This window comes from Bacteroides sp. MSK.18.37, from assembly GCF_019129155.2.
Lineage (GTDB): Bacteria > Bacteroidota > Bacteroidia > Bacteroidales > Bacteroidaceae > Bacteroides > Bacteroides ovatus.
The window spans coordinates 5884368-5910936 of record NZ_JAHOIB020000001.1 but is presented as its reverse complement, the minus strand read 5'-3'; the positions used below and the strand labels follow the sequence as shown (position 1 = coordinate 5910936).

The following is a 26569-nucleotide window of genomic DNA, read 5'->3' as shown; positions in this document are numbered from 1 at the left end:
TCTCTAAAAACTATTTCTAATTAAAAAGAATAAGATGAAAGAAATTATAAAACACAAGTTTTCATACTTGTTATTCTTCCTTTTGTTGGTTTCGTGTTTTGCTTCAGCTTATGGGCAAGAACGAACGATCACTCTTAATCTATCGAAAGTACCCTTGAACACTGCTTTGAAAGAAATTGAGAAACAAACTTCAATGTCAGTAGTCTATAACACAAATGATGTCGATATAAATCGTGTCATATCTATCAAGGTAACAAAAGAATCTTTGAATAATGTAATGAATCAGTTATTCAGAGGAGTAAATGTCAGTTTTTCAATAGTAGATAATCATATTGTACTTTCTGCGAAGAATAATAAAGAAGAGCAGCAGAAAAAAACACCAATTACTGCAAGTGGTACTGTTACTGATTCAAAAGGAGAACCATTGATTGGAGTTAGTATTTTGGTAAAAGGAACTTCAAATGGTACTATCACTGATATGGATGGAAATTTCAAAATACAAGCAGCTAAAGGTGATGTACTTGAAGTATCCTATATCGGTTATGCCTCCCAAACAATCACGCTTGCCAACGCACAACCTATAAAAGTAACCTTAGGAGAAGATACGCAAGTATTGGACGAAGTAGTTGTTACTGCATTGGGTATCAAGCGTGCAACTAAGGCGTTAAGTTATAATGTACAAGAGGTAAAAGGTGACGAATTGACAGCTGTAAAAGATGCCAATTTTATGAATTCACTATCAGGAAAGGTTGCCGGTGTTCAGATTAATAGTGGTGCAACCGGTGCTGGTGGTGCCACACGTGTTGTTATGCGTGGTATGAAATCTCTGACTAAAGATAACAATGCATTGTATGTAATTGACGGTGTACCTATTTTTAATACAGGAAAAAGCGGTGGCGAAGGATTATTTGGAGAGATGGGAGGATCAGATGCTGTTGCTGACTTAAATCCGGACGATATTGCTAGTATTAGTATGATGACCGGTCCTTCTGCGGCAGCATTATATGGTTCTGCTGCGGCAAACGGTGTTGTTTTAATTACTACTAAAAAAGGCCAAACAGAGAAAACTACCATAACAGTATCCAACAGTACTACTTTCTCTAAAGCATATATTATGCCGGATATGCAGAACCGTTATGGTACAAGTTCCGGATTATTCAGCTGGGGAGAATTGACAAACCGTCGATATAACCCATCTGACTTCTTTGAAACAGGCTCCAATGTTATCAATTCGGTAGCATTATCTACAGGAAATACCAAAAACCAGACCTATCTTTCTGCTTCTACAACTAACTCCGGTGGAATTCTTCCGAATAACTCCTATAACCGTTATAATTTTACGGCACGTAATACCACCCATTTCCTGAATGATAAACTTACTCTGGATATCGGTGCACAATATATCGTTCAGAACAACAAAAACATGGTTTCTCAAGGACAGTATTATAATCCTCTCCCATCACTGTATCTATTCCCTCGTGGAGACAACTTTGACGAAATTCGTCTGTATGAGCGTTATAATACTAACTACGGCTATATGGAACAATATTGGCCTTATGGTGATGCAAGTTTGTCATTACAAAATCCATATTGGATACAAAATCGCATCAACCGTACTTCCAACAAGAAACGTTATATGATGAACGCTTCTTTGAAATGGCAGGCTGCAGATTGGCTCAATGTTGTCGGTCGTGTCAATCTGGACAACTCCGACTACCGGAATAAAAACGAAAAATCTGCTTCTACATTAACAACATTCTGTGGTGTAAGCGGTGGTTTTGAAGATGCCATGCGTCAGGAACGTTCTTTATATGCCGATTTCCTGGCTAATATAGATAAAACATTTGGTGATTTTCATTTAACAGCCAATGTTGGTGCTTCCATATATCATACTTCAATGGATCAGTTATATATTGCAGGTGACCTGGTTATTCCTAACTTCTTCCAGATCAACAATATTAATTTCTCCGCCAACTATAAACCGGACCCTACCGGATATGAAGATGAAATTCAAAGTATTTTTGCCAGTGCTGAATTAAGTTGGAAAAATCAACTGTATCTAACCGTAACCGGACGTAATGACTGGGATTCAAAACTTGCATTCTCCAAACAGAAATCTTTCTTTTATCCGTCAGTCGGTTTATCGGCTTTATTATCAGAAATGGTTAAACTGCCCGAGGTGATCTCTTATGCTAAAATACGCGGTTCATATACAGTGGTAGCCTCTTCTTTCGATCGTTTCCTTACTAATCCGGGTTACGAATACAACAGCCAGACACATAACTGGGCGAATCCGACCGTTTACCCGATGGACAACATGAAACCTGAAAAGACTAAGTCCTGGGAAATCGGTTTGAACTTGAAATTCTGGGGAAACCGTTTCAATTTAGACGCAACTTACTATCGTTCTAACACACTGAACCAAACATTTAAGGTAGATATTCCCTCTTCTTCCGGATATAAACAAGCGATTGTACAAGCTGGTAACGTGCAAAACCAAGGTCTTGAATTGGCTTTAGGGTTCAACGATAAATGGGCAGGATTCGGATGGTCTTCTAATGCAACCTTCACTCTAAACCGTAACAAGGTGAAACGACTGGCAAGCGGCAGCGTGAATCCCGTGACAGGAGAAGCTATCCAAATGGATGAAATGAATGTGGGTTGGTTAGGTAAAGAGAATGTAGCTCCTCGCGTCATCCTGACAGAAGGAGGCTCCATGACTGATATCTATGTATACAACCAACTGACAAAAGACAATAACGGTAATATAAAAGTCGATCAGAATGGTAATCTGGGTATCACTTCATCAAACACTCCGGTAAAAGTAGGTAATCTGGATGCTGATTTCAACCTCGGATGGACCAATCATTTCACTTATAAAGGAATTGATTTAGGAGTTGTATTATCAGCCCGCGTAGGCGGATTAGCTTATTCGGCTACTCAAGGTATCTTAGATTATTATGGAGTATCCGGAACATCTGCAACAGCTCGTGATAATGGTGGTATACCTATTAATAACGGTAAAGTTAACGCCCAAAAGTATTACCAGACTATTGGTACGGGTGAAGGTGGCTACGGTCGTTATTATCTATATAGTGCAACCAATGTACGTTTGCAGGAATTGAGTCTAAACTATACACTTCCTAAAAGATGGTTTAAAAATGTGGCGAATGTTACTTTGGGTATTGTAGGACGTAATTTATGGATGATTTATTGTAAAGCCCCATTTGACCCGGAATTGTCTGCCTCTACCTCCAGTAACTATTATATGAATGTAGACTACTTTATGCAACCTAGCTTGCGTAACTTCGGTTTTAATGTGAAAGTTCAATTCTAAAAGAAAAAGCTAATGTTATGAGAAAATATTTAAGAAATATCACAGTCGGTGCCGCTCTGTTGTTACTGGCAGGAAGTTGTACCGATAAATTTGAGGAGTATAATACGAATCAATATCAAATTCATGATGCAGACCCTGCGACTTTGATGAAGTCTATGATTGAAACAATTGTGAATATTCAGCAGAATGACTCTCAAATGGAAGATCAGATGGTGGGACAGTTAGGTGGCTATCTATGCTGTTCTAACACATGGAGTGGTACAAACTTCAGCACATTCAATCAGAGTGATGCCTGGAATGCTACCCCCTGGAACACTCCGTTTGAAAAAATATATGGAAACTTTTTCCAAATACAGGAAGCAACTAATTCTACGGGACATTATTATGCTTTTGCGTGTATGATACGTGCAATAACGATGCTTCGCGTTGCGGATTGTTATGGACCGATGCCTTACAGCCAAGTAAAGAAGGGTAATTTCTATGTATCTTATGATACCCAGGAACAGGTCTATACCAGTATATTAAGTGATTTAGCCAATGCAGCTGATGTTTTGTACAACTATTATGTAGAAACAAATGGCAATGCCCCATTGGGGGCCAATGATCCGGTTTTTGATGGAAATTATTCAGGTTGGGCTAAGCTAGCCAATTCAATGCGCTTACGTGTTGCAATGCGAATCAGCGGAACATGGCCTGGCATTGCTCAAGAGGCAGCTGAAGCAGCAGTAACACATAAAGCAGGATTGATTGAAAGTAATTCGGATAATGCTATGCTTTCTTGTGGCACACAGAGTAATCCATATCAACTGGCAGCTGTAAGTTGGGGTGATCTGCGTGTGAATGCAAATATTGTAGATTATATGAATGCATATGGCGATCCACGTATGCCGAAGTTCTTTAATAAGTCTACCCTTGCCGGGAAAACAGATAAATATGTAGGTATGCGTACAGGAGATGCTGATTTTAAAAAGGCAGACGCTGCAGGATTTTCTATTCCCGCATATACGGCAACCTCTAAATTAATGGTTTTCTGCGCTGCAGAAACGGCTTTTTTACGTGCAGAAGGAAAATTGCGTGGTTGGAATGTCGGTTCTAAAACAGCAAAAGCCTATTACGAAGATGGTATTAATTTGTCAATGGAACAATATCAGGTTTCAGCCACTGAATACTTGAAGATTGACGAAGCTCCTGTCGTATCACATGAAAGTGATGCTGTGCAAAATGCTACTGCTACAATTACCAATACAGTGAGTGTGATGTGGGATGACAGTGAGGCTGATAACGTAAATGGAAAAAATTTCCAACGTGTCATTACTCAAAAATGGATCGCCAATTATCCATTAGGATTGGAAGCATGGGCTGAATATCGCCGTACAGGTTATCCGGAACTTTATCCTTGTATCGACAATCTATCAGATTGTGGAGTGAGTAGCCAACGCGGTATGCGTCGTCTAAGCTTCCCTTATACAGAGGCACAAAACAATAAAGCCAATTATGATCTGGGAGTAGCAGAACTAGGCGGTGCTGATAACGAAGCTACTGACTTAAAGTGGGCTAAAAAGAACTAATTTATATAATGCATAAAAAGGACTTTTATGAAGAAAATTTATTTATTATACATTGTACTCATATCACTGGCAACGACCTCATTGATCGGTTGCAGTGACTGGACGGAGTCGGAAGCAAAAACTTTTCCCGAATCGATCGTATCGGATGAATATTATGCGGCCTTGCGTGCCTATAAGCAGACAGATCACCAAGTTGCCTTTGGCTGGTTTGGTGGCTGGAGTGGTGAAGGTGCCTATATGAAAAGCTCTTTAGCCGGTATTCCTGATAGTGTAGATATTGTTTCTATTTGGGGAAATTGGTCGAACATTACAGAAGCTCAAAAAAAAGATCTGCAATTTTGCCAACAAGTTAAAGGAACTCGTTTTACCATGTGTTTTATTATCAGAAGTGTAGGCGATCAAATTACTCCGCAGAATATTCGTGAAAATTGGGAAAATATGGGATTTTCATCCGAAAAAGAAGCTGTGAATGATTTTTGGGAATGGCCTTCCGATGAATCAAATAAGGAAGCAATAGAAGCATCCATTCGCAAATATGCAAGCGCCATTGCCGATACAGTAAACAAATATGGTTACGACGGCTTTGATATCGATTATGAACCTAATTTCGGCAACCCCGGTAATATCGTAGACGAAGACGATAGAATGTTTGCATTTGTTGATGAACTAGGCAAATATTTCGGTCCGAAATCAGGAACAGGTAAATTATTAGTTATCGATGGCGAACCACAGAGCATAACAGGTAGACCTGAAGTCGGGTTATATTTTGACTATTTTATCATTCAGGCTTACAATAATAGTAGTCCTGGCAGTGATTCTAAACTCGATAAACGTCTTATCACAGGCGGCGTAGCAGGTGCAGGACTTGTTCAGACGTATAGCAGTGTCATGTCTGAAGAACAAATCACGAAGATGACCATCATGACCGAGAATTTCGAGGCTACTGATGCTGCTATGGACGGTGGATATGATTACACTGATCGTTATGGTAACAAAATGAAATCTCTCGAAGGAATGGCACGCTGGCAACCAAGTAACGGATTCCGTAAAGGTGGTGCAGGAACCTATCATATGGAAGCAGAGTATGGAACTTCACTAGAATATAAAAATATACGCCGTGCTATTCAAATTATGAACCCGTCATCACATTCATTACTTAAAAATTAATGTAAACTATGAAACGTATGAATTATATAAAAATTTTATGCTTCTCCGCAGTCATAACAGGCTTAGGAAGTATAGTAAGTTGTGGAGATGCAAAATACGATACTTTAGATACACATGCTTATATTGAAGAAGCTCTTTCCAGTACAAGTCAAAAAGTGACCGTACAGGCTACTGGAGAAAGTTTTACTACCCTAAATGTGCATCTTAGTAATCTTTCTTCTACAGACAATCATTATAAATTGGTTACAGATCAATCAGTACTGGACACTTATAACCATATTAATGGAACCGGATATATAATGTTGCCCAAAGATTATTATACGTTGCCGGAAACGATTACTGTAAAAGCAGGACAATATGCAGCCGATGCCCTCTCCATCGCTTTGAAAGCTTTCAGTCAGGAAATGATGAAATCGGGAGAATCATATGCACTGCCTGTAAAACTAGTATTGCAAGATGGAAGTATTTCACCGATGGAAAATACCGGAACCTTTGTTATTTTGGCAGAAAGTATTATCGAATTTTCAGCTCCAATGTTTGTTGGCGCTCCTAGTTTAAAAGCTAATAAATTCACAGAATCTCCCGAAACGTATTCACAATATACGATAGAGGTTCGTTTTCAGGTAGCCAACACAGCTGACCGTGACCGTGCAGTATTTAAGAACGGAGGAGATGATGCAAACTTCATCCTTTTACGTTTTGAGGATCCTCAAAGTGACAATGAAAATTATAAGGCACATTCATTAGTACAGATTGTAGGACGTAACCGGCTTTATTTGAATCCAAGTAATTCTTTCAAGCCAAACGAATGGCAACATTTAGCATTGGTCTGTGATGGTTCCAACTATCGACTTTACATAAACGGAGTTGATTCGGGTGTGTTGAGTATACCAACAGGAGCAACAACTTTCTCTGATGTAAATTGGTTCTGCTTAGGTGATGATTCTTATAGTAGATGGGGAAACTGTAAAATTTTGATGAGTGAAGCACGTATCTGGTCTGTAGTTCGTTCCGCTTCTCAAATTCAAAATAACATGACTCAAGTTAGCCCAAAATCTGTAGGTTTGGAAGCTTATTGGCGATTCAATGAAGGACAAGGCAATGTATTCGAAGATGCAACCGGCAAAGGTCATACATTGACTACTTCTGCTACTCCTACCTGGATTGACGGTATTTTATCTACAGATAAATCTACCGAATGGAAATAGTAATAATTTAATCGTATGTACATATGAAAAATATATTTCAATCACTATCAATAGCAACTCTACTCGGCTTGTTTGTCCCGTTCATTTCGTCCTGTAGCGATGATGAAGAAGTTTTTAACGAATGGAATGCTACGTATGTGTCTCTACAGAGAAATGACTATTTATCGGGGAATGTAAAAAAGTTCAATCTGACTCATGATGCGAATGGAATCGGAGGAGATGAAATTAAGATGGCTTTTACTGTAAAAACACAGAAAGCAGTCTCTACAGATATGGTTATCGTATTAAGTGCAAAAAGTGAAACAGAAGGGCTTGATGCAAGCCAGATCGTTTTAAGTTCCTCACAGGTTACTCTCAAAGAAGGACAGATGACTTCTGAAGAAATCACTGCGACGGTTGATCCGACGATATTTGCCAGTATCATGGAAAAAACAAGTTTCTCTTTCAGTGTCTCAATCAGTAATGTAACTACCAATGATAAGAACACTGTTATTAGCAGTAGTTTAAGTACATTGCCTGTCATTATTAATAAAGCTGCCTATTGTAATCTAAAAAGCGGTATTCCTAGTAATAGCCAACTTATCAGTAATCGCGCCGGCTGGATTATTAATGTAGAAGAAGGAGTAGAAGGCGCACCCAATAATTTAATCGATGGCAAGACTGGAACTGACGTTGCTCTAAATAATAAAGGATTCTGGTTTACTGTTGATTTAGGAGAAGCTAAGGTTTTAACAGGTATCAAAACGAATCATTGGGCCAATGCATATGCTCCTAGAGAAGTGGAAATATTACAATCTGAAAATGGTACGACATGGAAATCTTGAGTTCATTAGCAATCTCCGGTGGTACACAGAATATTACGTTCATTTCTCCTATTACTACGCGATATCTGAAATATCAGATTATTACTATCTCTACAAACGGTCGTACGGATGTTACAGAATTTAATGTTTACGAACCCAAAAGTGAGTAAGTATTTATGAATAGATAACTATAAAAATATAGAATAGAGGCTATCAAACAGGCCTTAAGTTCATAAAATCACCCTCATTACAATGAACTGCACCCCAAAAGTTGAACACAAAACTTAAGGAGTGCAGTTCAGTCATGTAGTGAGGGTGATTTCTCGTTTTAAAGACTATCTAATCAAATCCCATTCCAATCAGTTTGCCACTACATATATGTGAAATGCCCCCAGAAAGTTATGTATCTAACTTTTGGGAGCACTTCACATCTTTATATAACGAACAAACCTTAATCTGTCAAGATCTAATTAGACAGCCTTTTAGAAACACTAACCTATCTTTTATTTCTTCATCACTCGGACAATCCGTCCGTCTTTCTTGTAAGAGAAATGATTAGTATGCATTAAAACATTCAGTATTTCATCAGCAGTGCTATCAGTAGAGAATTCACCGGTAAACCGTTCTGATTTCAATGTTTCATCCTTATAGATAAATTTGATGTCGTACAACTTCTCCATAATATTGGTTATTTCCAATAAAGATTGTTGCTTAAATTCCAACTTGCCATTAATCCAGAGAAGCACATCTGTAGGCTGGTTATATTCAATTAACTCTGCTTGATAAGTATCCGTATTCACATTCAATGTCTGTCCCGGTTTCAACAAATAGCCATTCTCTTCCGTTCGCGGAGAATCTACCCGTACCAGTCCTTGAAGCAAGGTAGTCACTACCCTATTCTCATCTTGGCGTGCACGCACATTAAATTTCGTACCAAGCACACAAGTCTTGATTTGCTTACTATTTACTATAAATGGAGCATGTTTATCATGAGACACTTCAAAATAGGCTTCGCCCGACAAATCGATTTGACGATCCGAACTCCAGAAAGAATTATGATAAACGATTTTTGAAGATGCATTCAGCCATACCTTACTACCATCCGGCAACACAGTCTGCGCTCTCTGTCCGGCAGCAGTTATCACCTCATAATCCGAAAGCTTATTAGAAAGTAATCCCCAGGCAATTCCACCGGCAAAAACGAGTCCGGTAAGAAAAGCAGCCGCCACAGTTGCATAACGTCCCCAACGGATCGATATACTTTTCCGCTTAGCTTTTTTCTCCTTTTCTCTGATAGCTGATTTAAATTGATCCAATGACGCCTCTGTATCTACAGTATTCATTACCGCTATACGCTCACCTACAAAAAGAGTGTAATAAAGTTGCTCCAAAGCTTTCCGGTTTTCCGGTCCTTCCTCGCACCAAGCTTCCACCCGGGCAGCTTCTTCATCATTACATTCGCCTTGCAGGTAATTCACCAAGATAGTTTCATCCATGCTCTTTTATCTTTTTACAAAAAAAACTATAATACCTTTGTAGTAATACAGTTGTGAGTACAAATATACTAAAGAGAAAAAGAAAAAAATATTTTTTCTCGCATTTTTATTTCATTTATCTACTTCTTTCATTATTTTTGTCTTACATAAATTAAAAGAGAATGTCACAATCTCCGATATATTTGGATATTAATAATAATAAGTCCGTTATCACTGCCCTAAAAGCAGGAGAAGAAAAAGTTTTTGACGTCGTCTACAGACATTATTTCCGTAGGCTATGTGCTTTTTGTTCCCAGTATGTAGGTGAGCAGGAAGAAATAGAGGAGATTGTACAAGAAACGATGATGTGGCTGTGGGAAAATCGTTGCACTCTTATGGAAGAGTTGACACTCAAAACACTTCTTTTTACGATTGTCAAGAACAAAGCTCTCAACCGTCTTTCCCATTTTGAGATCAAACGAAAAGTTCATCAGGAAATCGTTGATAAATATGATAGTGAGTTCAATAACCCGGACTTCTATTTGAGTGATGAGCTTTTCCGTTTATATGAAGAAGCACTAAAAAAACTTCCGAAAGAATATCTCGAAGCTTACGAGATGAACCGCAATCAACATCTGACGCATAAAGAAATTGCCGAGAAGCTGAATGTATCTCCACAAACGATTAATTACAGGATTGGACAAGCCTTAAAGTTATTGCGAGTAGCTTTAAAAGACTATCTACCTTTATTCATACTTATTTTCGGACCTAATTTTTTCGAACAATCATGAAATCAAAATTTGTATTTAGTAGTTCAAGCCTGTTTATCGGACTTTTTCTTTTCTTCTTCACTGAAAACGTGTGTTCACAAGAATCCGCTGATAACTGGACTCTTAAACAAGCCCGTCAATGGACACAAAAACAAGAATGGGCAAACGGACTGAAGGCAATGCCTCATAAAACAACCGATTATCAGGAATTTGCGTCACAATATCATAAGAACCAGAAAGTGTGGGACAAGACTTTCCAATGGATAGCTACCCACGACCTTGCGAATATGCCTGCCGGACGATATGAAGTGGATGGCGAACATTGTTACATCAATGTACAGGATGCAACAACACAAGATGTCAGTAAACGTAAAATCGAAGCACACCGCCATGGTATTGATCTGCAATATATAGTGAAAGGCACCGAACGTTTCGGAATTACTTCAGCAGAATATGCAGAGCCTATCACTGAATACAAACCGGATGTTACTTTCTACAAAGCCAAGAAAATAAAATATGTAGATTCCACTCCGGATACATTCTTCATGTTCTTCCCCAAAAACTTTCATCAGGCATTGGTAAAGGCAGGGAAAGAACCGGAGGACATACGGGTCATTGTTGCTAAAATCGAATATATCCCATAAACAGAAACATGAGTGAACTTTTAGTCTATAAAGCCTCCGCAGGTTCGGGTAAGACATTTACCCTGGCAGTGGAATATATCAAACTGTTAATTCTCAATCCCCGCGCCTACCGGCAAATTCTCGCTGTCACCTTTACCAATAAGGCAACTGCAGAAATGAAAGAACGCATTCTTAGTCAGCTTTACGGCATACAGATAGGCGATAAAGATTCCGAAGCCTACCTCAACCGAATTAAAGAAGAGACAGGAAAAACCGAACAGGAGATACGGGAAGCGGCAGGCGTCGCCCTTAGCTATATGCTGCATGATTACAGCCGGTTCAGGGTAGAGACTATCGACTCATTTTTTCAATCTGTCATGCGCAATCTCGCACGGGAACTGGAACTTAGCCCGAATCTGAATATTGAGTTAAATAACACCGAAGTTCTTAGTGACGCTGTAGATAGCATGATTGAGAAACTAGGACCCACTTCTCCCGTTCTCGCATGGTTACTCGATTATATCAACGAACGAATTGCCGACGATAAACGTTGGAACGTGTCGGACGAAGTAAAAAGTTTCGGACGCAATATTTTCGATGAAGGTTATATTGAAAAGGGAGAAGGACTCCGGCAACGGTTACGAAACCCTGATACCATCAAAGAGTATCGCAAGCAACTGAAAGCGCTGAAAACGGAAATTCTGGAGCAAATGAAAGGATTCTACGACCAATTCGAAGGAGAACTGGATGGACACGCACTGACTGCTGATGATCTGAAAAACGGTTCACGCGGAATCGGAAGTTATTTTCGTAAACTTAATAATGGTATTTTAGGCAATGATATCCGTAATGCTACAGTAGAAAAATGTCTGGAAGACGCAAAGAACTGGGCAACCAAGACTTCTCCCCGCTACGCGGACATCATTAATTTAGCCAACTCTAGTCTCATGCAAATTCTGGAAGATGCTGAAAAGTTACGTTCCAAGAATAATTTGTTACTGAATAGTTGCCGATTATCCCTGCAACATCTCAACAAAGTGCAACTCCTCGCCAATATCGATGAAGAAGTACGTCAGTTGAATCACGACAACAATCGTTTTCTATTATCAGATACGAATGCCCTGCTCCATCAACTGGTGAAAGACGGTGACTCCTCTTTTGTATTCGAAAAGATAGGAACGAATATCCATAACGTCATGATAGATGAGTTTCAGGATACCAGCCGGATGCAATGGGGAAATTTCAAATTGCTCTTACTGGAAGGATTGTCTCAAGGAGCAGACAGTTTGATTGTAGGAGACGTTAAACAATCCATTTATCGTTGGCGAAATGGCGATTGGGGAATTCTCAACAGCCTGAATAATCACATCGAACATTTCCCGATCCGCGTCAAGACATTAGCTACCAACCGGAGAAGTGAAACCAATGTTATCCGGTTTAATAACCAAATCTTCACAGCTGCCGCCAACTATCTGAACGGAGTATATAAGCAACAGTTAGGCAAGGATTGTGAGGATCTGCAGAAAGCCTATGCCGACGTTGTGCAGGAATCTCCCCGAAGTACAGAAAAAGGATATGTAAAAGTCTCTTTTCTCGAACCCGACGAAGAACATGGTTATACCGAACAGACATTAATCAGTCTGGGAGAAGAAGTGCAACATCTCCTCACCTCCGGAGTACGACTGAATGATATAGCCATCCTGGTACGAAAAAATAAAAGTATTCCCCGAATCGCCGACTACTTCGATAAGGAGCTACACTATAAAGTGGTATCAGACGAAGCCTTCCGCCTTGACGCCTCTCTTGCCATTTGTATGATGCTGGATGCACTGCGATTCCTTTCCGATGAAAATAATAAAATAGCACGTGCCCAACTGGCCGTAGCCTATCAAAACGAGGTTTTACAGAAAGGACTGGATTGGAATACTCTCCTACTCCTCCCTGCCGAGAATTATCTTCCCGCCGCTTTTCTTGAAAAGACAAAGGAACTAAGGCTAATGCCTCTTTATGAGCTTTTAGAAGAACTTTTCAGCATATTCGAGATGAATCTTATCAAAGATCAGGATGCTTATTTATTCGCTTTCTTTGATGCGGTGACCGATTATCTGCAAAGCAACTCTTCCGAGCTAGACGGATTCATCCGGTATTGGGACGAAACATTATGCAGTAAAACAATTCCGAGTGGAGAAGTAGAAGGTATCCGGATTTTCTCCATACACAAATCCAAAGGATTGGAATTCCATACCGTACTCCTTCCTTTCTGCGACTGGAAACTGGAGAATGAAACCAATAATCAGCTAGTATGGTGTGCCCCGCAAACAGCACCATTCAATACATTGGATATTCTTCCTATTAACTATTCCACCCAAATGGCTGAATCGATTTATGGTAACGACTACCTGCAAGAACGTCTTCAACTTTGGGTAGATAATCTCAATCTACTATACGTTGCTTTTACCCGCGCTGGAAAAAATCTCATTATCTGGAGTAGAAAAAGTCAAAAAGGTACCATGTCCGAACTATTGGCAAACACCCTACCGATAGTAGCCCAAGAAGAAGGGATTGACTGGGAAGAAGACTGTTACGAGCAAGGACAACTATGCCCTTCCGAAAAAGAAAGAATCAAGACATCCACAAACAAGCTAACCCAGAAACCAGAGAAACTCTCTATTCGGATGGAATCCATGCGGCATGATATTGAATTTCGTCAGTCCAACCGCTCTGCTGACTTCATTCAGGGCATTGAAGAAGAAGATTCGGACGACCGCTTTATCAACCGCGGACGTATGTTACATACTTTATTTTCTGTCATCGAAACTGCAGAAGATATCGATCCAGCCATTGAACGGCTTATTTTTGAAGGAGTTATCAGAAATGATGAGAAAGAAAAAGTGGCTCGTGAAGTTGCAAAGAAAGCTTTTTCTTCTCCTGAAATTCAAGATTGGTATTCCGGAAAATGGACACTCTTTAATGAATGTGCTATTATCTATAAAGAAAAAGGAGTTCTGCAAACCCGTCGTCCGGATCGTGTAATGATGAAGGACGATCAGGTTGTTGTAGTCGATTTCAAGTTTGGTAAGGAAAATCCTAAATATAACAAACAAGTGAAAGGATATATGCAACTTCTTACCAAGATGGGATATAAAAATATCACCGGCTACTTGTGGTATGTGGATGAAGAAAAAATAGAAAAAGTATGAAAGCTGTTCCTCTCATCGGCATTGCCCGTCATCGACTAACGATTGACGGTGAAGGAGTTACAACATTAGTTGCTTTCCATGGCTGTCCGTTGCGTTGCAAATATTGTCTCAATCCGACATCTTTGCAGCCCGATGGTGTTTGGGAGAGCTATGATTGTAACCAGCTCTACGAGGAAGTACGCAAAGATGAACTTTATTTCCTGGCGAGTTGCGGAGGAGTCACATTTGGCGGTGGAGAACCTTTGTTACAAAGCGAATTTATCAGGCAATTCCGCCAACTCTGTGGCCCAGAATGGAGAATCACTGTCGAAACCTCTCTCAATGTTCCGCAACAGAATGTAGAAGAACTGATTTCTATTATAGACAATTACATAGTCGACATCAAAGATATGAATAATAACATCTATCAGCGATATACCGGAAAGAATAATGAAAACGTCTTAAGTAATTTGCGATATTTAATCGGGAAAGACAAAGCCAAGCAAATCGTTATCCGGACACCACTCATCCCTTCTTATAATACGGAGAAGGATATTGACCAAAGCATAGAACTTTTGAAAGAAATGGGAATCACCCAATTCGACCGATTCACCTATAAAACCCCTAATGATTAATGCCATGGCAAGAGGAAAACAAACCTGTAAAATCTTAAAAGAGATTCGTCGGCAGATAGCCGAAGCGAATGATATTGAATTCATTACCTCTGAATGTCAGTATCAGGGAGATTGTTTGGGTACTTGCCCCAAATGCGAAGCTGAAGTTCGATATTTGGAGCAACAGCTTGAACGAAAACGCCGTGTAGGTAAGGCCATCACTCTGTTTGGACTATCAACTGGTATACTTACAATAATACCTCCTACTTCATTGGACGCAGAAACACTGCAATGCCCTAAAATGAATTGGACCATTACTGCTGACAGCCTGATACAAGAAAAAGACATGAAAGGGGAAGCCCCCTTTTATGGTCCGGAAAAGCTACCGGAATTTCCCGGAGGAACAGAAAAATTTATAGAATTTCTGAAAGAAAATCTTCGTTATTCAGAAATAGATAGTATTGCTAATAATACATACACTGATGTAAAATTCACTATAGATTATGACGGACAAGTTATCAACCCTAAGATTACCCGCAAGATACACCCCAAAGTTGAAGCTGAAATATTAAGGGTCATGTCTCTCATTCCTCGTTGGACACCCGGCATATTGGCAAATGAGACAGTACAAGTGACATACAATCTGATGCTTTCATTCAGTGCGATGTATGGCCCGGAATTGAGAATCACTTATACTCGTATAAACTATCCTGACGTTTATGAGGAAGTAGCTGTTATGCCCGAATTTCCTGGAGGACAGAAAGCTCTCATGGTATTTCTTGCAAAAAAGATTCAACACCCTAATGCAGGATTAGGAGGTAATGGTGTACAGGGGCGTACTATTATTCAGTTCATCGTTGATAAGGAAGGAAATATAGTCAAACCAAAAGTTGTACGCGGCGTAGATCCTTATCTAGACAAAGAAGCTTTACGTGTCATTAATCAAATGCCTAAATGGAAACCGGGAGAATTGGAAGATGGTACTAAAGTTGCCGTTTATTTCACCGTTCCTGTTATGTTCCGATTACAATAAATACAAGAATCAGAAAAATAGTTTAATCAATATGCAATCATTTCTCCAACTAGTCGCTCATGATTTATATACCAAGATAGGAAACGACCTGTCACGTACGGTACTCGTTTTCCCTAATAAACGTGCTAACTTGTTCTTCAATGAATATTTAGCAGGAGAATCCGATAAACCGATCTGGTCACCAGCTGCCATGAGTATCAGCGACCTGTTTCAGAAACTATCCGTACAGAAAAGCGGCGATCCTATTCGATTGGTCTGCGAACTTTATAAAGTGTTCAAAGAGGAAACACGGAGTCAGGAAACATTGGACGATTTCTACTTCTGGGGCGAATTGTTGATTAGTGATTTTGATGATGTAGATAAGAATATGGTCGATGCCGACAAATTATTCAGCAATCTACAAGATTTGAAAAATCTGATGGATGACTATGAATTCCTTGACAAAGAGCAGGAAGAAGCCATACAACAGTTTTTTCAGAATTTCTCCATTGAAAAACGGACCGAACTAAAAGAAAAATTTATTTCCCTTTGGGACAAGCTAGGTACTATCTACCATCGTTACCGTGCGAACCTGACAGAGTTAGGCATTGCTTACGAAGGCATGCTCTACCGGAACGTGATCGAACAACTCGATACCGACCAACTCAAATACGACAAATACATATTTGTCGGGTTCAATGTTTTGAACAAAGTAGAAAGTGACTTTTTCAGAAAACTGAAAGATGCGGGCAAGGCACTCTTCTATTGGGACTATGATATCTTCTACACCCAACAAATCAAAAAACATGAGGCCGGAGAATTCCTGAAACGTAATCTCGAGGAATTTCCGAACGAACTCCCGGAAAGCTTTTTCAACACCTTTAAAGAACCGAAGAAAATACGTTATATTTCCGCTTCTACCGAGAATGCCCAAGCACGTTTCCTTCCCGGATGGATTAAGGCGATAACAAACGATCATTCACAAATTACCGTAGAAAAGGAAAAAGAAAATGCTGTAGTGCTTTGTAATGAAGCTCTGTTGCTTCCCGTACTTCATTCCATTCCGCAGGAAGTGAAGAATGTCAATATCACCATGGGATTCCCATTGGCTCAAACTCCTGTTTATAGCTTTATCAATGCCGTAATGGAACTGCAAACCAATGGTTACCGCTCCGATACCGGCCGATTCACTTACGAGGCAGTATCCGCCATATTGAAGCATCCCTATACCCAGCAATTATCATCCCATGCCGGTCCCCTGGAACGTGAACTGACCCAAACAAACCGTTTTTATCCACTTCCGTCAGAACTTAAACAGGATGATTTTCTAACTACCCTCTTCACTCCCCGTAATGGTATAAAAGAACTATGCGATTATCTGATCGAATTAATCAAAAACATTTCAACCATTTATCGGAAAGAAGGAGAGTATAATGATATTTTCAACCAACTTTATAGAGAATCCCTCTTTCAAAGCCATACGAAAATCAATCGTCTCTATAGTTTGATTGAAAGCGGAGAACTAAGCATACGCACAGATACGCTAAAACGACTGATAACCAAAGTACTGACATCTTCCAACATACCATTTCACGGAGAACCTGCTATCGGAATGCAAGTCATGGGAGTACTGGAAACACGTAATCTGGACTTCCGGAATCTTATCATGCTATCTCTCAACGAGGGGCAATTACCCAAATCCGGAGGAGAGTCTTCTTTTATTCCCTATAATCTGAGGAAAGCTTTCGGTATGACCACTATCGAACATAAAAACGCAGTATATGCCTACTACTTTTATCGCCTGATACAACGGGCAGAGAATATCACTCTACTCTACAATACTTCTTCGGATGACCTGAATCGTGGAGAAGAATCCCGCTTTATGCTGCAATTACTGGTAGAAGGTCCGCACGATATCACTCGCGAGTATCTGGAAGCCGGACAATCTCCGCAAAGTACCCAAGAGATACGAGTAGAAAAAACACCTGAAGTACTAAGACGAATCTATCGTGCTTACGATAGCACTCATCCAAATTCACTGGTTCTCTCTCCTTCCGCCCTTAATGCTTATCTGGATTGCCGGTTGAGATTCTACTACCGCTATGTAGCGGGCTTGAAAACACCGGACGAAGTGAGTGCTGAAATTGATTCCGCTCTATTCGGAACCATTTTCCACCTCTCCGCCCAATTAGCATACACCGACCTGACTGCAACCGGAAAAACGATACAGAAAGAAGATCTTGAACGCTTATTACGCAATGACGTGAAGCTACAAAGCTACGTTGACCAAGCCTTCAAAAAAGAATTATTCAAAGTTTCTCCCGAAGAAAAACCCGAATATAATGGTATACAACTTATCAACTCTAAAGTAATTGTTTCCTATCTGAAACAATTGCTGCGTAACGACCTTCAATATACTCCTTTCGAAATGGTCGCTATGGAAAAGAAAGTTTCAGAAGAGATTACTATACAAACAGGACAAGGACCGTTCACTCTCCGTCTGGGTGGCACAATCGACCGTATGGATGCAAAAGAAAGTACCCTGCGGATTGTTGACTACAAAACAGGAGGAAGCCCTAAAATACCTGCTAATATCAAGCAACTGTTCACCCCATCGGAAACACGCCCGAACTATATCTTCCAGACTTTTCTGTATGCTGCTATCATGAGCCGGCAACAATCGTTAATGGTAGCTCCTGCTCTGCTCTACATCCACCGGGCAGCATCGGAAAACTATTCGCCTGTTATTGAAATGGGAGAACCTCGTAAACCGAAAATACCGGTAAACAACTTCGCTTTCTTTGAAGATGAATTCCGTGAACGCCTGCAAACATTATTAGAAGAAATATTCAGCGAAGAAGAGCCTTTTACGCAGACAGAAGATACTAAAAAATGTTCGTATTGCGATTTTAAGGCTATCTGCAAACGATAAACCGAAAATAGAATATACCAATTAAATAAGGGCACGATTTACATATTCATGCAAACCGTGCCCTTATTATTTCTAGTCGTATTATCTATAGTTATCTTATTTCTCCAACAATGGAATTGAGAAACTAAATGTAGACCCGTCTCCCTTCTTTGAAGTAAACCAAAGTTTACCGCCATTTTTGACAACAAAGTCCTGACACAATAACAATCCGAGTCCCGAACCTTCTTCATTGTTTGTACCAAAGGTACTGAAATGAGTATCGGTATGCAGCAACTTCTTCTGATTTTCGTCATCAATACCGCAACCACTGTCTTTCACACTTACGATTGCCATACCGTCTTCTTCTGCCAGTGACACCACTACTTCCGAACCTTCATTGCTAAACTTAATCGCATTACTGATTAAATTACGAATCACCGTCTTAATCATGTCAATATCAGCACGAACAGCCACATTCTCTACAGGCACATCTTGTACTATCTTAATATTTTTCAGACTGGCCACCATCGTAAAGATTTCACTTACGCCCTCTACGACTTCCACCATATTAATATCCTGATAAACCACTTTCAGTTTACCAATCTGGCTCTTCGTCCATTTCAGCAGATTATCAAGCAATGAGAATACATCTTCTGTTGTCTGATTAGCCATTGTCAGCAATTCATACATCTCATCACCAATTGTTTCGCTTGGCAGATTCAGAATCAGCATATTCAATACCATCTTGATAGATCCCATTGGTGAACGCAAGTCATGTGCAATCACAGAATAGAGTTTGTCGCGTCCCATGATCGTCTTACGCAACTCTTCCGTTTGTGCAACAATGATTCTTTTCGCTGCAACCAACGAAATCTGGTGCGTCACACGAATAATCAATTCTTCTTTATTGAATGGCTTTGAAATAAAGTCATTACCACCCACTTGAAATCCTTTTACGATATCCGCTGTACTGTTTAGAGCAGTCAAGAAGATAATGGGAATTTCAGCCATTTCGGGGTCCGCTTTCATTTGTTGAGCTACCTCAAAGCCACTAATATCCGGCATCATTACATCCAGTAATACAAGATCCGGATTTTCCTTCTTCACTTGTTCCAATGCCTGTGTTCCATTACCGGCAGTCACAATTTTGAATTTCTCGTTGGTCAAAAGTACCTTTAATAAAAGGACGTTTGATATTACATCGTCCACAATAAGGACTTTATATTCAGAAGGATTAATTTCCATATTCATAATTTTCTTTTTTTATGCTTCAGGCATTTTTAAAATATTCAATCATACGCTTCAGCCCCTCTTCAAGTTCAACAGTAGGCTGCCAGCCCAATTTCTCTTTAGCCAATGTAATATCCGGTTGGCGTTGCTTCGGATCATCATCCGGTAAAGACTTAAATACAATCTTCGAAGATGAACCGGTCATACTAATGATCCTTTCCGCCAATTCCAATACCGGAAATTCATTCGGATTCCCCAGGTTTATAGGACCTGTAAACTCGTCCTCCGTATTCATCATTCTTATCATTCCTTCAATCAAATCATCAATATACTGGAAGCTGCGTGTCTGCTTCCCATCACCATATATCGTTATATCTTCATTATTCAACGCTTGAAGAATAAAATTAGAAACAACCCGTCCGTCATTCGGCAACATTCGCGGACCATACGTATTAAAAATACGGATAATCTTCACACGCACATTGTTCTGACGGTGATAATCCATAAATAACGTTTCTGCACAACGCTTTCCCTCATCATAGCAAGACCGGTACCCCACCGGATTCACATTTCCCCAATAGCTTTCCGGTTGCGGATGAACGATTGGATCTCCATATACCTCGCTCGTAGAAGCTTGCAGAATCTTGGCATCCAGTCTCATTGCCAATCCCAGCATATTAATAGCCCCCATCACAGATGTTTTGGCAGTTTGAATCGGGTCATGTTGATAATGAATAGGAGATGCAGGACAGGCCAAATTATAGATTTCATCTACTTCAGCCGAATAAGGATAAGTGACATCATGCCTCACCACCTCAAAATGATGATTATCCATCAAGTGAATGATATTATCTTTCGAACCCGTAAAAAAATTATCCAGGCATATCACGTCGTGACCTTCGTTTATAAGCCGTGTACAGAGATGAGAGCCTATAAAACCGGCTCCGCCACTTACCAATATTCTTTTCATTCTAAATATTTCTATTGTTTACTAAAGAGACGCTGTCTCTTCGTTTTGTTTATGGTCACAAATGTAACCGATTTGCTTAAAATAAACAATTTTCGGAGAGGATATTTTAAAAAAAAGCAGATTTAAATAGTTTCAATTTCCGAAACAACTTGCCACTGACAAATGTTTATAATAGAAAAGTATTATTTATTAGAACTATTATGATGACAAATAATCCAAATGCAAACCTGATAGAAGCGATGAAAGAAAAGCTTCCGCTCAAAGGACAACTGGCAGATATGTTAATGGACACGCTATACATAGGAAAAGAGGCAGTATACAGAAGATTGCGCGGTGAAGTACCTTTCACCTTACAAGAGTCAGCCCTTATTTCAAGAAAACTGGGTATATCGCTAGACAAGATTATAGGACTAAGTTTCAAATCGAACGCCATGTTCAATATAAACATTGTAGATTATGATGACCCGTTCGAGAGTTACTACAATATCCTTGAAAAATATGTCTCGCTGATCAATACGATGCCGGATGACCCGAATTCTGTAATGGGAACTTCTGCCAACATTATTCCCCAGACTCTCTATCTGAAACATGAACTTCTGGCAAAATTCCGTTTATTCAAATGGATGTACCAGAATAAATATATTGATTGCAAGAGTTTCGAAGAGTTGGATATTCCACCGAAACTGGTCAATATCCAGAAAGACTATGTAGCAATGACACGTCATATCCACTCCATAGACTATATATGGGATAATATGATTTTCCAACACCTAATCAACGATATCCAATACTTCGCCAGCATCCATCTCATTTCCGACGAAACAAAAGAAGAAATCAAAAATGAATTATTCTTATTGGCGGACGAACTGGAAAAACTGGCTATCAATGGCAAGACAGCCGATGGCAATCGTGTACGCATCTATGTGTCGAATATCAACTTCGAGGCAACATATAGCTATGTAGACACCAATAACCTGCAACTGAGCCTCATACGTATTTATTCCATCAACTCCATTACCACGATGGACAACGAAATTTTCTGTACCTTAAAAGAATGGATTCAATCTCTGAAAAAGTTCTCCACTTTGATATCCGAAAGCGGTGAAATGCAGCGTATTCAATTCTTCAAACAACAGCGAGAAATTATTGACGCTCTTTAATTTTATTTTCGTAGATTAGAACTTCAATAAAAAATCAGTTCCAATAAATGAAAGTAGATAAGATTCTTATCTACTTTTTTTCATTCCCTGTCCTCACCACTTCTGTTTGATTCCCAATCAGAAAAAAACACATACATTCATCTCTGTTTTTCCACACAAATCTTTCAAACACAAGACGTAATTTTGCATAGAATGTATCACAGAGATTATTAACATTAAAATTAAAGGAACAAACAATGAAAAATGGTATTCTAAACGAATTAATATCTACAATGAGGGAGCGAATTCCTCAAGATATGAATCTGGCCAATACTTTGGCTGACATTTTATGCATGGGAAAGGAAGCTGTCTATCGCAGATTGAGGGGTGAGGTGTCTTTTACAATAGACGAAGTAGCGCTGCTTTCTCAAAAACTCGGTATTTCTATCGACCAGATTGTAGGTAGCCATGTATCTAATAAAGTTACTTTCGACCTGAACTTACTTCATGCCACTAGTGCGCTGGAAAGTTATTACGAAATAATCAACCGTTATCTGCAAATTTTCGACTATGTGAAAACAGATAATACGACGGAGGTGTATACTGCATCCAATTCCCTTCCCTTTACACTTTATTCTTCCTATGAGAATTTGTCTAAATTCCGTCTTTGCCGATGGATGTATCAGAATGGGGATATAAAGACGCCACATTCTTTGGAAGACATGTCTGTGGATGAACGGATCGTCAATGTGCATAAGAAGCTGAGTGAAAGTATAAGACAGTGTCCAAAAACGTTTTTCATCTGGGACACAAATATCTTTTATTCTTTTGTGAAAGAGATCAAGTACTTTGCCAGCCTGAATCTGATAAACAAGGACGATGTCATGCATTTGAAAGAAGAACTTCTTCAGTTACTTGGCGTGGTAGAACATCTGTCCATAAAGGGAGAGTTCAGCGAAAACAAGAAAGTGTCTTTCTATCTGTCCAATATCAGTTTCGAAGCCACTTACAGCTATATCGAGAAACATGATTACCAAGTCAGTCTGCTGCGGGTATATTCTATCAACTCGATGGATTCGCAAAGCTCATATATCTGCCAGATGCAACGCAATTGGATTCAATCGTTGAAGCGCCACTCTATTCTGGTTTCGGAAAGTGGAGAAGCACAGCGTATTGCTTTCTTGCAAAAGCAGTTGGAAGTTATCAATACGTTGTAAACAAAGGGAAACACACTAAACATTGTGGATTCTAGGAATAAAAAGAAAAGGATTTAATAGACGAGCTGTATCAGAATGAAGACAAACAACATTCTGATACAGTTCTTTTAGCTTTTATTCTATTGTGCGCACACAACGATACCAAGCCCAAGTTGTGGACTCTACCGTAGCCCATGCGCCGAATTCACCATTATTATGTCCGACCAGCCAATAGTTGCTATCGCGTGAAGTCAATGTCCAGTGCACAGCACTAATCTTCTCGAATCCGTTCCCTGTCCAAGTAGTCGAGTCACCGAAACCTTGGTTTTCGATATTGGTAACAGCCCCTCCCATACTGAGTACTAAATACATCTCACGCTGAGTAGGTAGACGCCAGCCACTCCCTTTGCTTTCGCATGCCGCTTTTGCTTCCGCCCAAGTTTTACCATTACTACTGGAATTTTCAATCTGAAACTTAGGAGCAACCTTATTCATTGCGCCACTTGTATCCGGAGTTTCACCTGAAGCAAATAACACCGAAGGATCTGTTCCTCCACTGGCATCGCGAGAGACAATAGTGACCCCCGAGGATTCTACCATCAAATAAGGGTACTTCTTTCCGCTATTTGTATTATCCCTTACGCAACGAAAATAATTATTATTACTAACAGGTGCGGAATCCGGATAACCTGCCGACATTTCCATCCCAAAACGTGTTGTAGAGCCTTTAGCCTCATAGTATGATGAAGACCAGTAGTTACCTGTCCAGTTTTGATACCACCCATATATATTCTGACCGTCATGATAATTACTGTTAATCGCATTACCACCCAAAGCATTTTCATAGACAAATGACAGCAACAGTTCACTAGCAGTAGGCAGACGCCAACCATCGCCTATATTCCTACAGATATCCTCCGCATCGGCTACATTTTCCAATCGCCCCACACTTTGGTTAGTTCCGTTATAATATCTCCTATTATCAAACCGAAGCGGATAAAGATAGAAAAGAGGTTCCCCGGCAGTTGTGTAAGATTTGGTTTCGGACACCATCTGAAGGTCAATCGTACGATAAAACGGGAATTCTTCATCCGCCACGGTATGCATTACATTTCTGAACGTGATTCTTATCGTTCCGCTTTTTCCTTCTTTCCACTTGCCGGGGTGAAGCTTCAGCCTGAAATCGTATCCATGACCAACCACATCATTTCCCTTGCCGTCATCATAGCCTATGATAGACTCAAGATACATCTTGTCGTCCGCATTCTTTCTACCTATAATTACATCATTATCCGAATCGGTCCGAATCAGTCCGGTGCCATCATCGTTCGTTATATTCAATTCCTCAATATCCATAATTTCCCAATTGTTATTGACAAACAATTGCAAGTATTGTTCCGCACCCAGATTGACTTTATAAGTACGACTATTGACTGTAGTGGAAAGATATCGGAGTGAAAACTCCAGCTCCCCCTGATTGATGGGGAATTGTACTTGAGTAAGGTATCCTTCCTTATCGTACAGGTCGAACAACATAAAGTCCCAACGCCACCACCAGCCTGCACCATCTTCAACAGTACCATCGCCTGCTCTTCGCGGATTAGGCTGTATGGTAAACGCCTGTACTCTTTCACTGAACGGTATCGCATTCGTCCTGTCTAATTGCGGAATCAAACCGCCGGCATTATATTGGACCATATTGACACCGCCAGTGCCATAAAGCTTACCTTCTATCCTATCCACAGAAAACATGACATACACCGTCTGCGGTTCGAGAGGGAGTTCGTCGCCATCAGGATTTCGAATTGGAAAAAAAAGACCTCTCTCCAACACATTTCCGTATGCATCGACAAATTTGATAATTCCCGGATCTATTGTATACTGTGTCACTTCAATATTGTGAGTCAGGCGCCCTGCCGTCAACGTAACAGTAGCCTTACGCCCAACGCCAATATTTTCATTATTAAAATATGGAATTTTCAATTTGAGTTGGGTATCATCGTTCGCAACGCCCGATGCCGCATCAGCTCCACCTTCAAATTTGAGCCAGTCGCTCCCTGCAGTAACGGTGGCCTTCCAGCCGCCGGGACTGTCAGTAAAAACGTCTATGGCATAACTATTATTCTGGTATTGAGTTACAGCGACCTCCGATTCACCCACTCCGAGCATATATTGCCCATTGTAGACTACATCTTTGACTTTGTCACGGTCATAGTGTATCAACCGGATTTTAAGGTTGGACATGACTGTATAAGATGCCAACGCCTCGCTAAAACTTTTATAACCGGTACCCAACGCCTTAGTAATGGTAATGATGTATTTATGGTTTCGCTTCAAGGGCAAATATTCCACCTGCTCTCCTGTATTTCCGTTTTTGGTAAAATCCACCCGGTAAAATGTCGATTCACCCGTACCGATCTTTCCTTTCACAATCAGGCAAGTAGCATCTTTACGGCTCGCTTCTCCGTCTTGTCCCGCACCACCGGCATCCCCTGCCGCCAGGGACTCAAATGTATAAATCTCCCCATCGTAGGGTGTGTTACCATTTACGGAATAAAGGATTGCATTCCCTTCCTCCGTCATTTTACCACTGCCCGTGGGGAGAACAGGAGTATCCGGAGCCGGTTCAGTAACCTGTCCGTTTGTGTTCCATGCCGGAGCAATGTATCCGGTGGTATTATAATTGGCCAGGTAAACCTCTTCGACCGTGAAATTTGAAGTGACACTGTTATTACGGATATCGATACGCGCTAGCATACGTTTCATATTAATGTCGGTTATCGGATTCATCGAAGGAGTGATTTTGCTTATTACCTTCTCCCCGTACATCGGAATCCGCGTATACCCACCGGTTGTCGAGCCGTCTGCCAGCCATTTGCCGGTTTGGGTGTGAAGCATCTCTTCCATTGCCCGAACCTTGGTGGTCACTCCCTTCGTGAAGCCCGACACAATACCATCAAGTTCCTTATTTGCTACGACCACGATGCAGGTAGATGCGGTAGTGGGAGAAAGTACGGCAGAGAAACTCACAGTGGAATTGTCAGCCAAATCCTGCGTAACTTCTGTAGCGCTGGCCCATTCCAGAAATACTGCCGGCGTTTTTGACATATCAAAAACAAGAATATCCACCGTTTCTATTTCGTCTTCTTTCTTTGCTGTTCCCGTTCCGGTCATCGTACGCGAAGATACGGACGGGAGGTTTACATCGGGAACCGTTAATGTAAAGCGAATACCGTTTCCTGCCGGAGAAGGCGTCGACTCAAATTCTTCCTGTACGCATCCGGTAAGCCATACCGTCATCAACAGAACAGACAAAAGATAGCACTTTCTTTTTATTGAAAACCCATATTGCATATTTCTATTTCCT

16 protein-coding genes and 1 pseudogene are annotated in these 26569 nt (G+C 40.3%); 13 read left to right on the top strand and 4 right to left on the bottom strand.

Annotated elements, in window-relative coordinates; translation table 11 throughout:
- Positions 1-34: 34 nt before the first annotated feature.
- From KSX81_RS22910 to KSX81_RS22890, 5 genes and pseudogenes are all read left to right on the top strand, one after another.
- Positions 35-3337 carry a TonB-dependent receptor gene (locus KSX81_RS22910; protein ID WP_217732390.1) on the top strand — a complete coding sequence of 1101 codons (3303 nt, stop codon included), beginning with the start codon at positions 35-37 and terminating at the stop codon, positions 3335-3337.
- A gap of 17 nt (positions 3338-3354) precedes the next feature.
- Positions 3355-4905: a SusD/RagB family nutrient-binding outer membrane lipoprotein gene (locus tag KSX81_RS22905; protein ID WP_217725671.1), complete on the top strand. Its 1551-nt coding sequence runs from the start codon at positions 3355-3357 to the stop codon at positions 4903-4905.
- Positions 4906-4932: 27 nt separating this feature from the next.
- The gene (locus KSX81_RS22900) at positions 4933-6072 is read left to right on the top strand and encodes a glycoside hydrolase family 18 (protein WP_217725672.1); all 1140 of its coding nucleotides are present in this window, start codon (positions 4933-4935) and stop codon (positions 6070-6072) included.
- 8 nt (positions 6073-6080) lie between these two features.
- The gene (locus tag KSX81_RS22895) at positions 6081-7280 is read left to right on the top strand and encodes a DUF1735 and LamG domain-containing protein (RefSeq protein WP_004300461.1); all 1200 of its coding nucleotides are present in this window, start codon (positions 6081-6083) and stop codon (positions 7278-7280) included.
- A gap of 23 nt (positions 7281-7303) precedes the next feature.
- Positions 7304-8253 (top strand): annotated as a pseudogene (locus tag KSX81_RS22890) (DUF4999 domain-containing protein).
- Between the two features lie 333 nt (positions 8254-8586).
- Here KSX81_RS22890 and KSX81_RS22885 read toward each other — a convergent pair.
- On the bottom strand, positions 8587-9579 hold the full coding sequence (locus KSX81_RS22885) for a FecR family protein (protein WP_004300458.1): 993 nt from the start codon (positions 9577-9579) through the stop codon (positions 8587-8589).
- A 161-nt stretch (positions 9580-9740) separates the two neighbouring features.
- Between KSX81_RS22885 and KSX81_RS22880 the strand changes: the two genes are divergently transcribed.
- The 6 genes from KSX81_RS22880 to KSX81_RS22855 are packed head-to-tail and all read left to right on the top strand — an operon-like array spanning position 9741 to position 18688.
- Complete coding sequence (locus KSX81_RS22880; protein ID WP_004300457.1) at positions 9741-10349, top strand: RNA polymerase sigma-70 factor; 609 nt, start codon at positions 9741-9743, stop codon at positions 10347-10349.
- Complete coding sequence (locus tag KSX81_RS22875) at positions 10346-10972, top strand: YhcH/YjgK/YiaL family protein (protein ID WP_217725673.1); 627 nt, start codon at positions 10346-10348, stop codon at positions 10970-10972. Before KSX81_RS22880 ends, KSX81_RS22875 begins: the two co-directional genes overlap by 4 nt.
- A gap of 8 nt (positions 10973-10980) precedes the next feature.
- A complete protein-coding gene (locus tag KSX81_RS22870; protein WP_022199374.1) occupies positions 10981-14151 on the top strand; it encodes a UvrD-helicase domain-containing protein in 3171 nt (1056 codons plus the stop codon).
- Entirely contained in the window at positions 14148-14765 is a 618-nt protein-coding gene (locus tag KSX81_RS22865) for a radical SAM protein (RefSeq protein ID WP_004300454.1), read from the top strand. The genes KSX81_RS22870 and KSX81_RS22865 overlap by 4 nt, the downstream gene beginning before the upstream one ends.
- Before the next feature lie 4 nt (positions 14766-14769).
- Complete coding sequence (locus KSX81_RS22860) at positions 14770-15777, top strand: energy transducer TonB (RefSeq protein ID WP_022199373.1); 1008 nt, start codon at positions 14770-14772, stop codon at positions 15775-15777.
- 31 nt (positions 15778-15808) lie between these two features.
- The gene (locus KSX81_RS22855; RefSeq protein ID WP_217725674.1) at positions 15809-18688 is read left to right on the top strand and encodes a PD-(D/E)XK nuclease family protein; all 2880 of its coding nucleotides are present in this window, start codon (positions 15809-15811) and stop codon (positions 18686-18688) included.
- 96 nt (positions 18689-18784) lie between these two features.
- Here KSX81_RS22855 and KSX81_RS22850 read toward each other — a convergent pair whose 3' ends face one another.
- The gene (locus KSX81_RS22850; RefSeq protein WP_004300451.1) at positions 18785-19918 is read right to left on the bottom strand and encodes a hybrid sensor histidine kinase/response regulator; all 1134 of its coding nucleotides are present in this window, start codon (positions 19916-19918) and stop codon (positions 18785-18787) included.
- A 19-nt stretch (positions 19919-19937) separates the two neighbouring features.
- Positions 19938-20867 carry a UDP-glucuronic acid decarboxylase family protein gene (locus tag KSX81_RS22845; RefSeq protein ID WP_217725675.1) on the bottom strand — a complete coding sequence of 310 codons (930 nt, stop codon included), beginning with the start codon at positions 20865-20867 and terminating at the stop codon, positions 19938-19940.
- Between the two features lie 200 nt (positions 20868-21067).
- Between KSX81_RS22845 and KSX81_RS22840 the strand changes: the two genes are divergently transcribed.
- Together KSX81_RS22840 and KSX81_RS22835 are read left to right on the top strand one after the other, a co-directional pair.
- Positions 21068-22027 (top strand): hypothetical protein, encoded by a 960-nt coding sequence (locus KSX81_RS22840; RefSeq protein WP_022199371.1) that lies wholly within the window; start codon positions 21068-21070, stop codon positions 22025-22027.
- Positions 22028-22263: 236 nt separating this feature from the next.
- Positions 22264-23223, top strand: coding sequence for a hypothetical protein (locus KSX81_RS22835; protein WP_004300446.1), 960 nt, complete (start codon positions 22264-22266; stop codon positions 23221-23223).
- Between the two features lie 114 nt (positions 23224-23337).
- Here the strand turns inward: KSX81_RS22835 and KSX81_RS22830 are convergent, their stop codons facing one another.
- Positions 23338-26556, bottom strand: a complete 3219-nt coding sequence (locus KSX81_RS22830; protein WP_044918141.1) for a fimbrial protein — start codon at positions 26554-26556, stop codon at positions 23338-23340.
- Positions 26557-26569 lie beyond the last annotated feature (13 nt).

What these genes read in the sequence shown, in the direction of transcription:
- KSX81_RS22845 (WP_217725675.1), bottom strand. Translation starts at nt 20,867, where the DNA reads ATGAAAAGAATATTGGTAAGTGGCGGAGCCGGTTTTATAGGCTCTCAT.
- KSX81_RS22850 (WP_004300451.1), bottom strand. Translation starts at nt 19,918, where the DNA reads ATGAATATGGAAATTAATCCTTCTGAATATAAAGTCCTTATTGTGGAC.
- KSX81_RS22900 (WP_217725672.1), top strand. Translation starts at nt 4,933, where the DNA reads ATGAAGAAAATTTATTTATTATACATTGTACTCATATCACTGGCAACG.
- KSX81_RS22830 (WP_044918141.1), bottom strand. Translation starts at nt 26,556, where the DNA reads ATGCAATATGGGTTTTCAATAAAAAGAAAGTGCTATCTTTTGTCTGTT.
- KSX81_RS22875 (WP_217725673.1), top strand. Translation starts at nt 10,346, where the DNA reads ATGAAATCAAAATTTGTATTTAGTAGTTCAAGCCTGTTTATCGGACTT.
- KSX81_RS22910 (WP_217732390.1), top strand. Translation starts at nt 35, where the DNA reads ATGAAAGAAATTATAAAACACAAGTTTTCATACTTGTTATTCTTCCTT.
- KSX81_RS22885 (WP_004300458.1), bottom strand. Translation starts at nt 9,579, where the DNA reads ATGGATGAAACTATCTTGGTGAATTACCTGCAAGGCGAATGTAATGAT.
- KSX81_RS22870 (WP_022199374.1), top strand. Translation starts at nt 10,981, where the DNA reads ATGAGTGAACTTTTAGTCTATAAAGCCTCCGCAGGTTCGGGTAAGACA.
- KSX81_RS22905 (WP_217725671.1), top strand. Translation starts at nt 3,355, where the DNA reads ATGAGAAAATATTTAAGAAATATCACAGTCGGTGCCGCTCTGTTGTTA.
- KSX81_RS22865 (WP_004300454.1), top strand. Translation starts at nt 14,148, where the DNA reads ATGAAAGCTGTTCCTCTCATCGGCATTGCCCGTCATCGACTAACGATT.
- KSX81_RS22855 (WP_217725674.1), top strand. Translation starts at nt 15,809, where the DNA reads ATGCAATCATTTCTCCAACTAGTCGCTCATGATTTATATACCAAGATA.
- KSX81_RS22840 (WP_022199371.1), top strand. Translation starts at nt 21,068, where the DNA reads ATGATGACAAATAATCCAAATGCAAACCTGATAGAAGCGATGAAAGAA.
- KSX81_RS22860 (WP_022199373.1), top strand. Translation starts at nt 14,770, where the DNA reads ATGGCAAGAGGAAAACAAACCTGTAAAATCTTAAAAGAGATTCGTCGG.
- KSX81_RS22895 (WP_004300461.1), top strand. Translation starts at nt 6,081, where the DNA reads ATGAAACGTATGAATTATATAAAAATTTTATGCTTCTCCGCAGTCATA.
- KSX81_RS22880 (WP_004300457.1), top strand. Translation starts at nt 9,741, where the DNA reads ATGTCACAATCTCCGATATATTTGGATATTAATAATAATAAGTCCGTT.
- KSX81_RS22835 (WP_004300446.1), top strand. Translation starts at nt 22,264, where the DNA reads ATGAAAAATGGTATTCTAAACGAATTAATATCTACAATGAGGGAGCGA.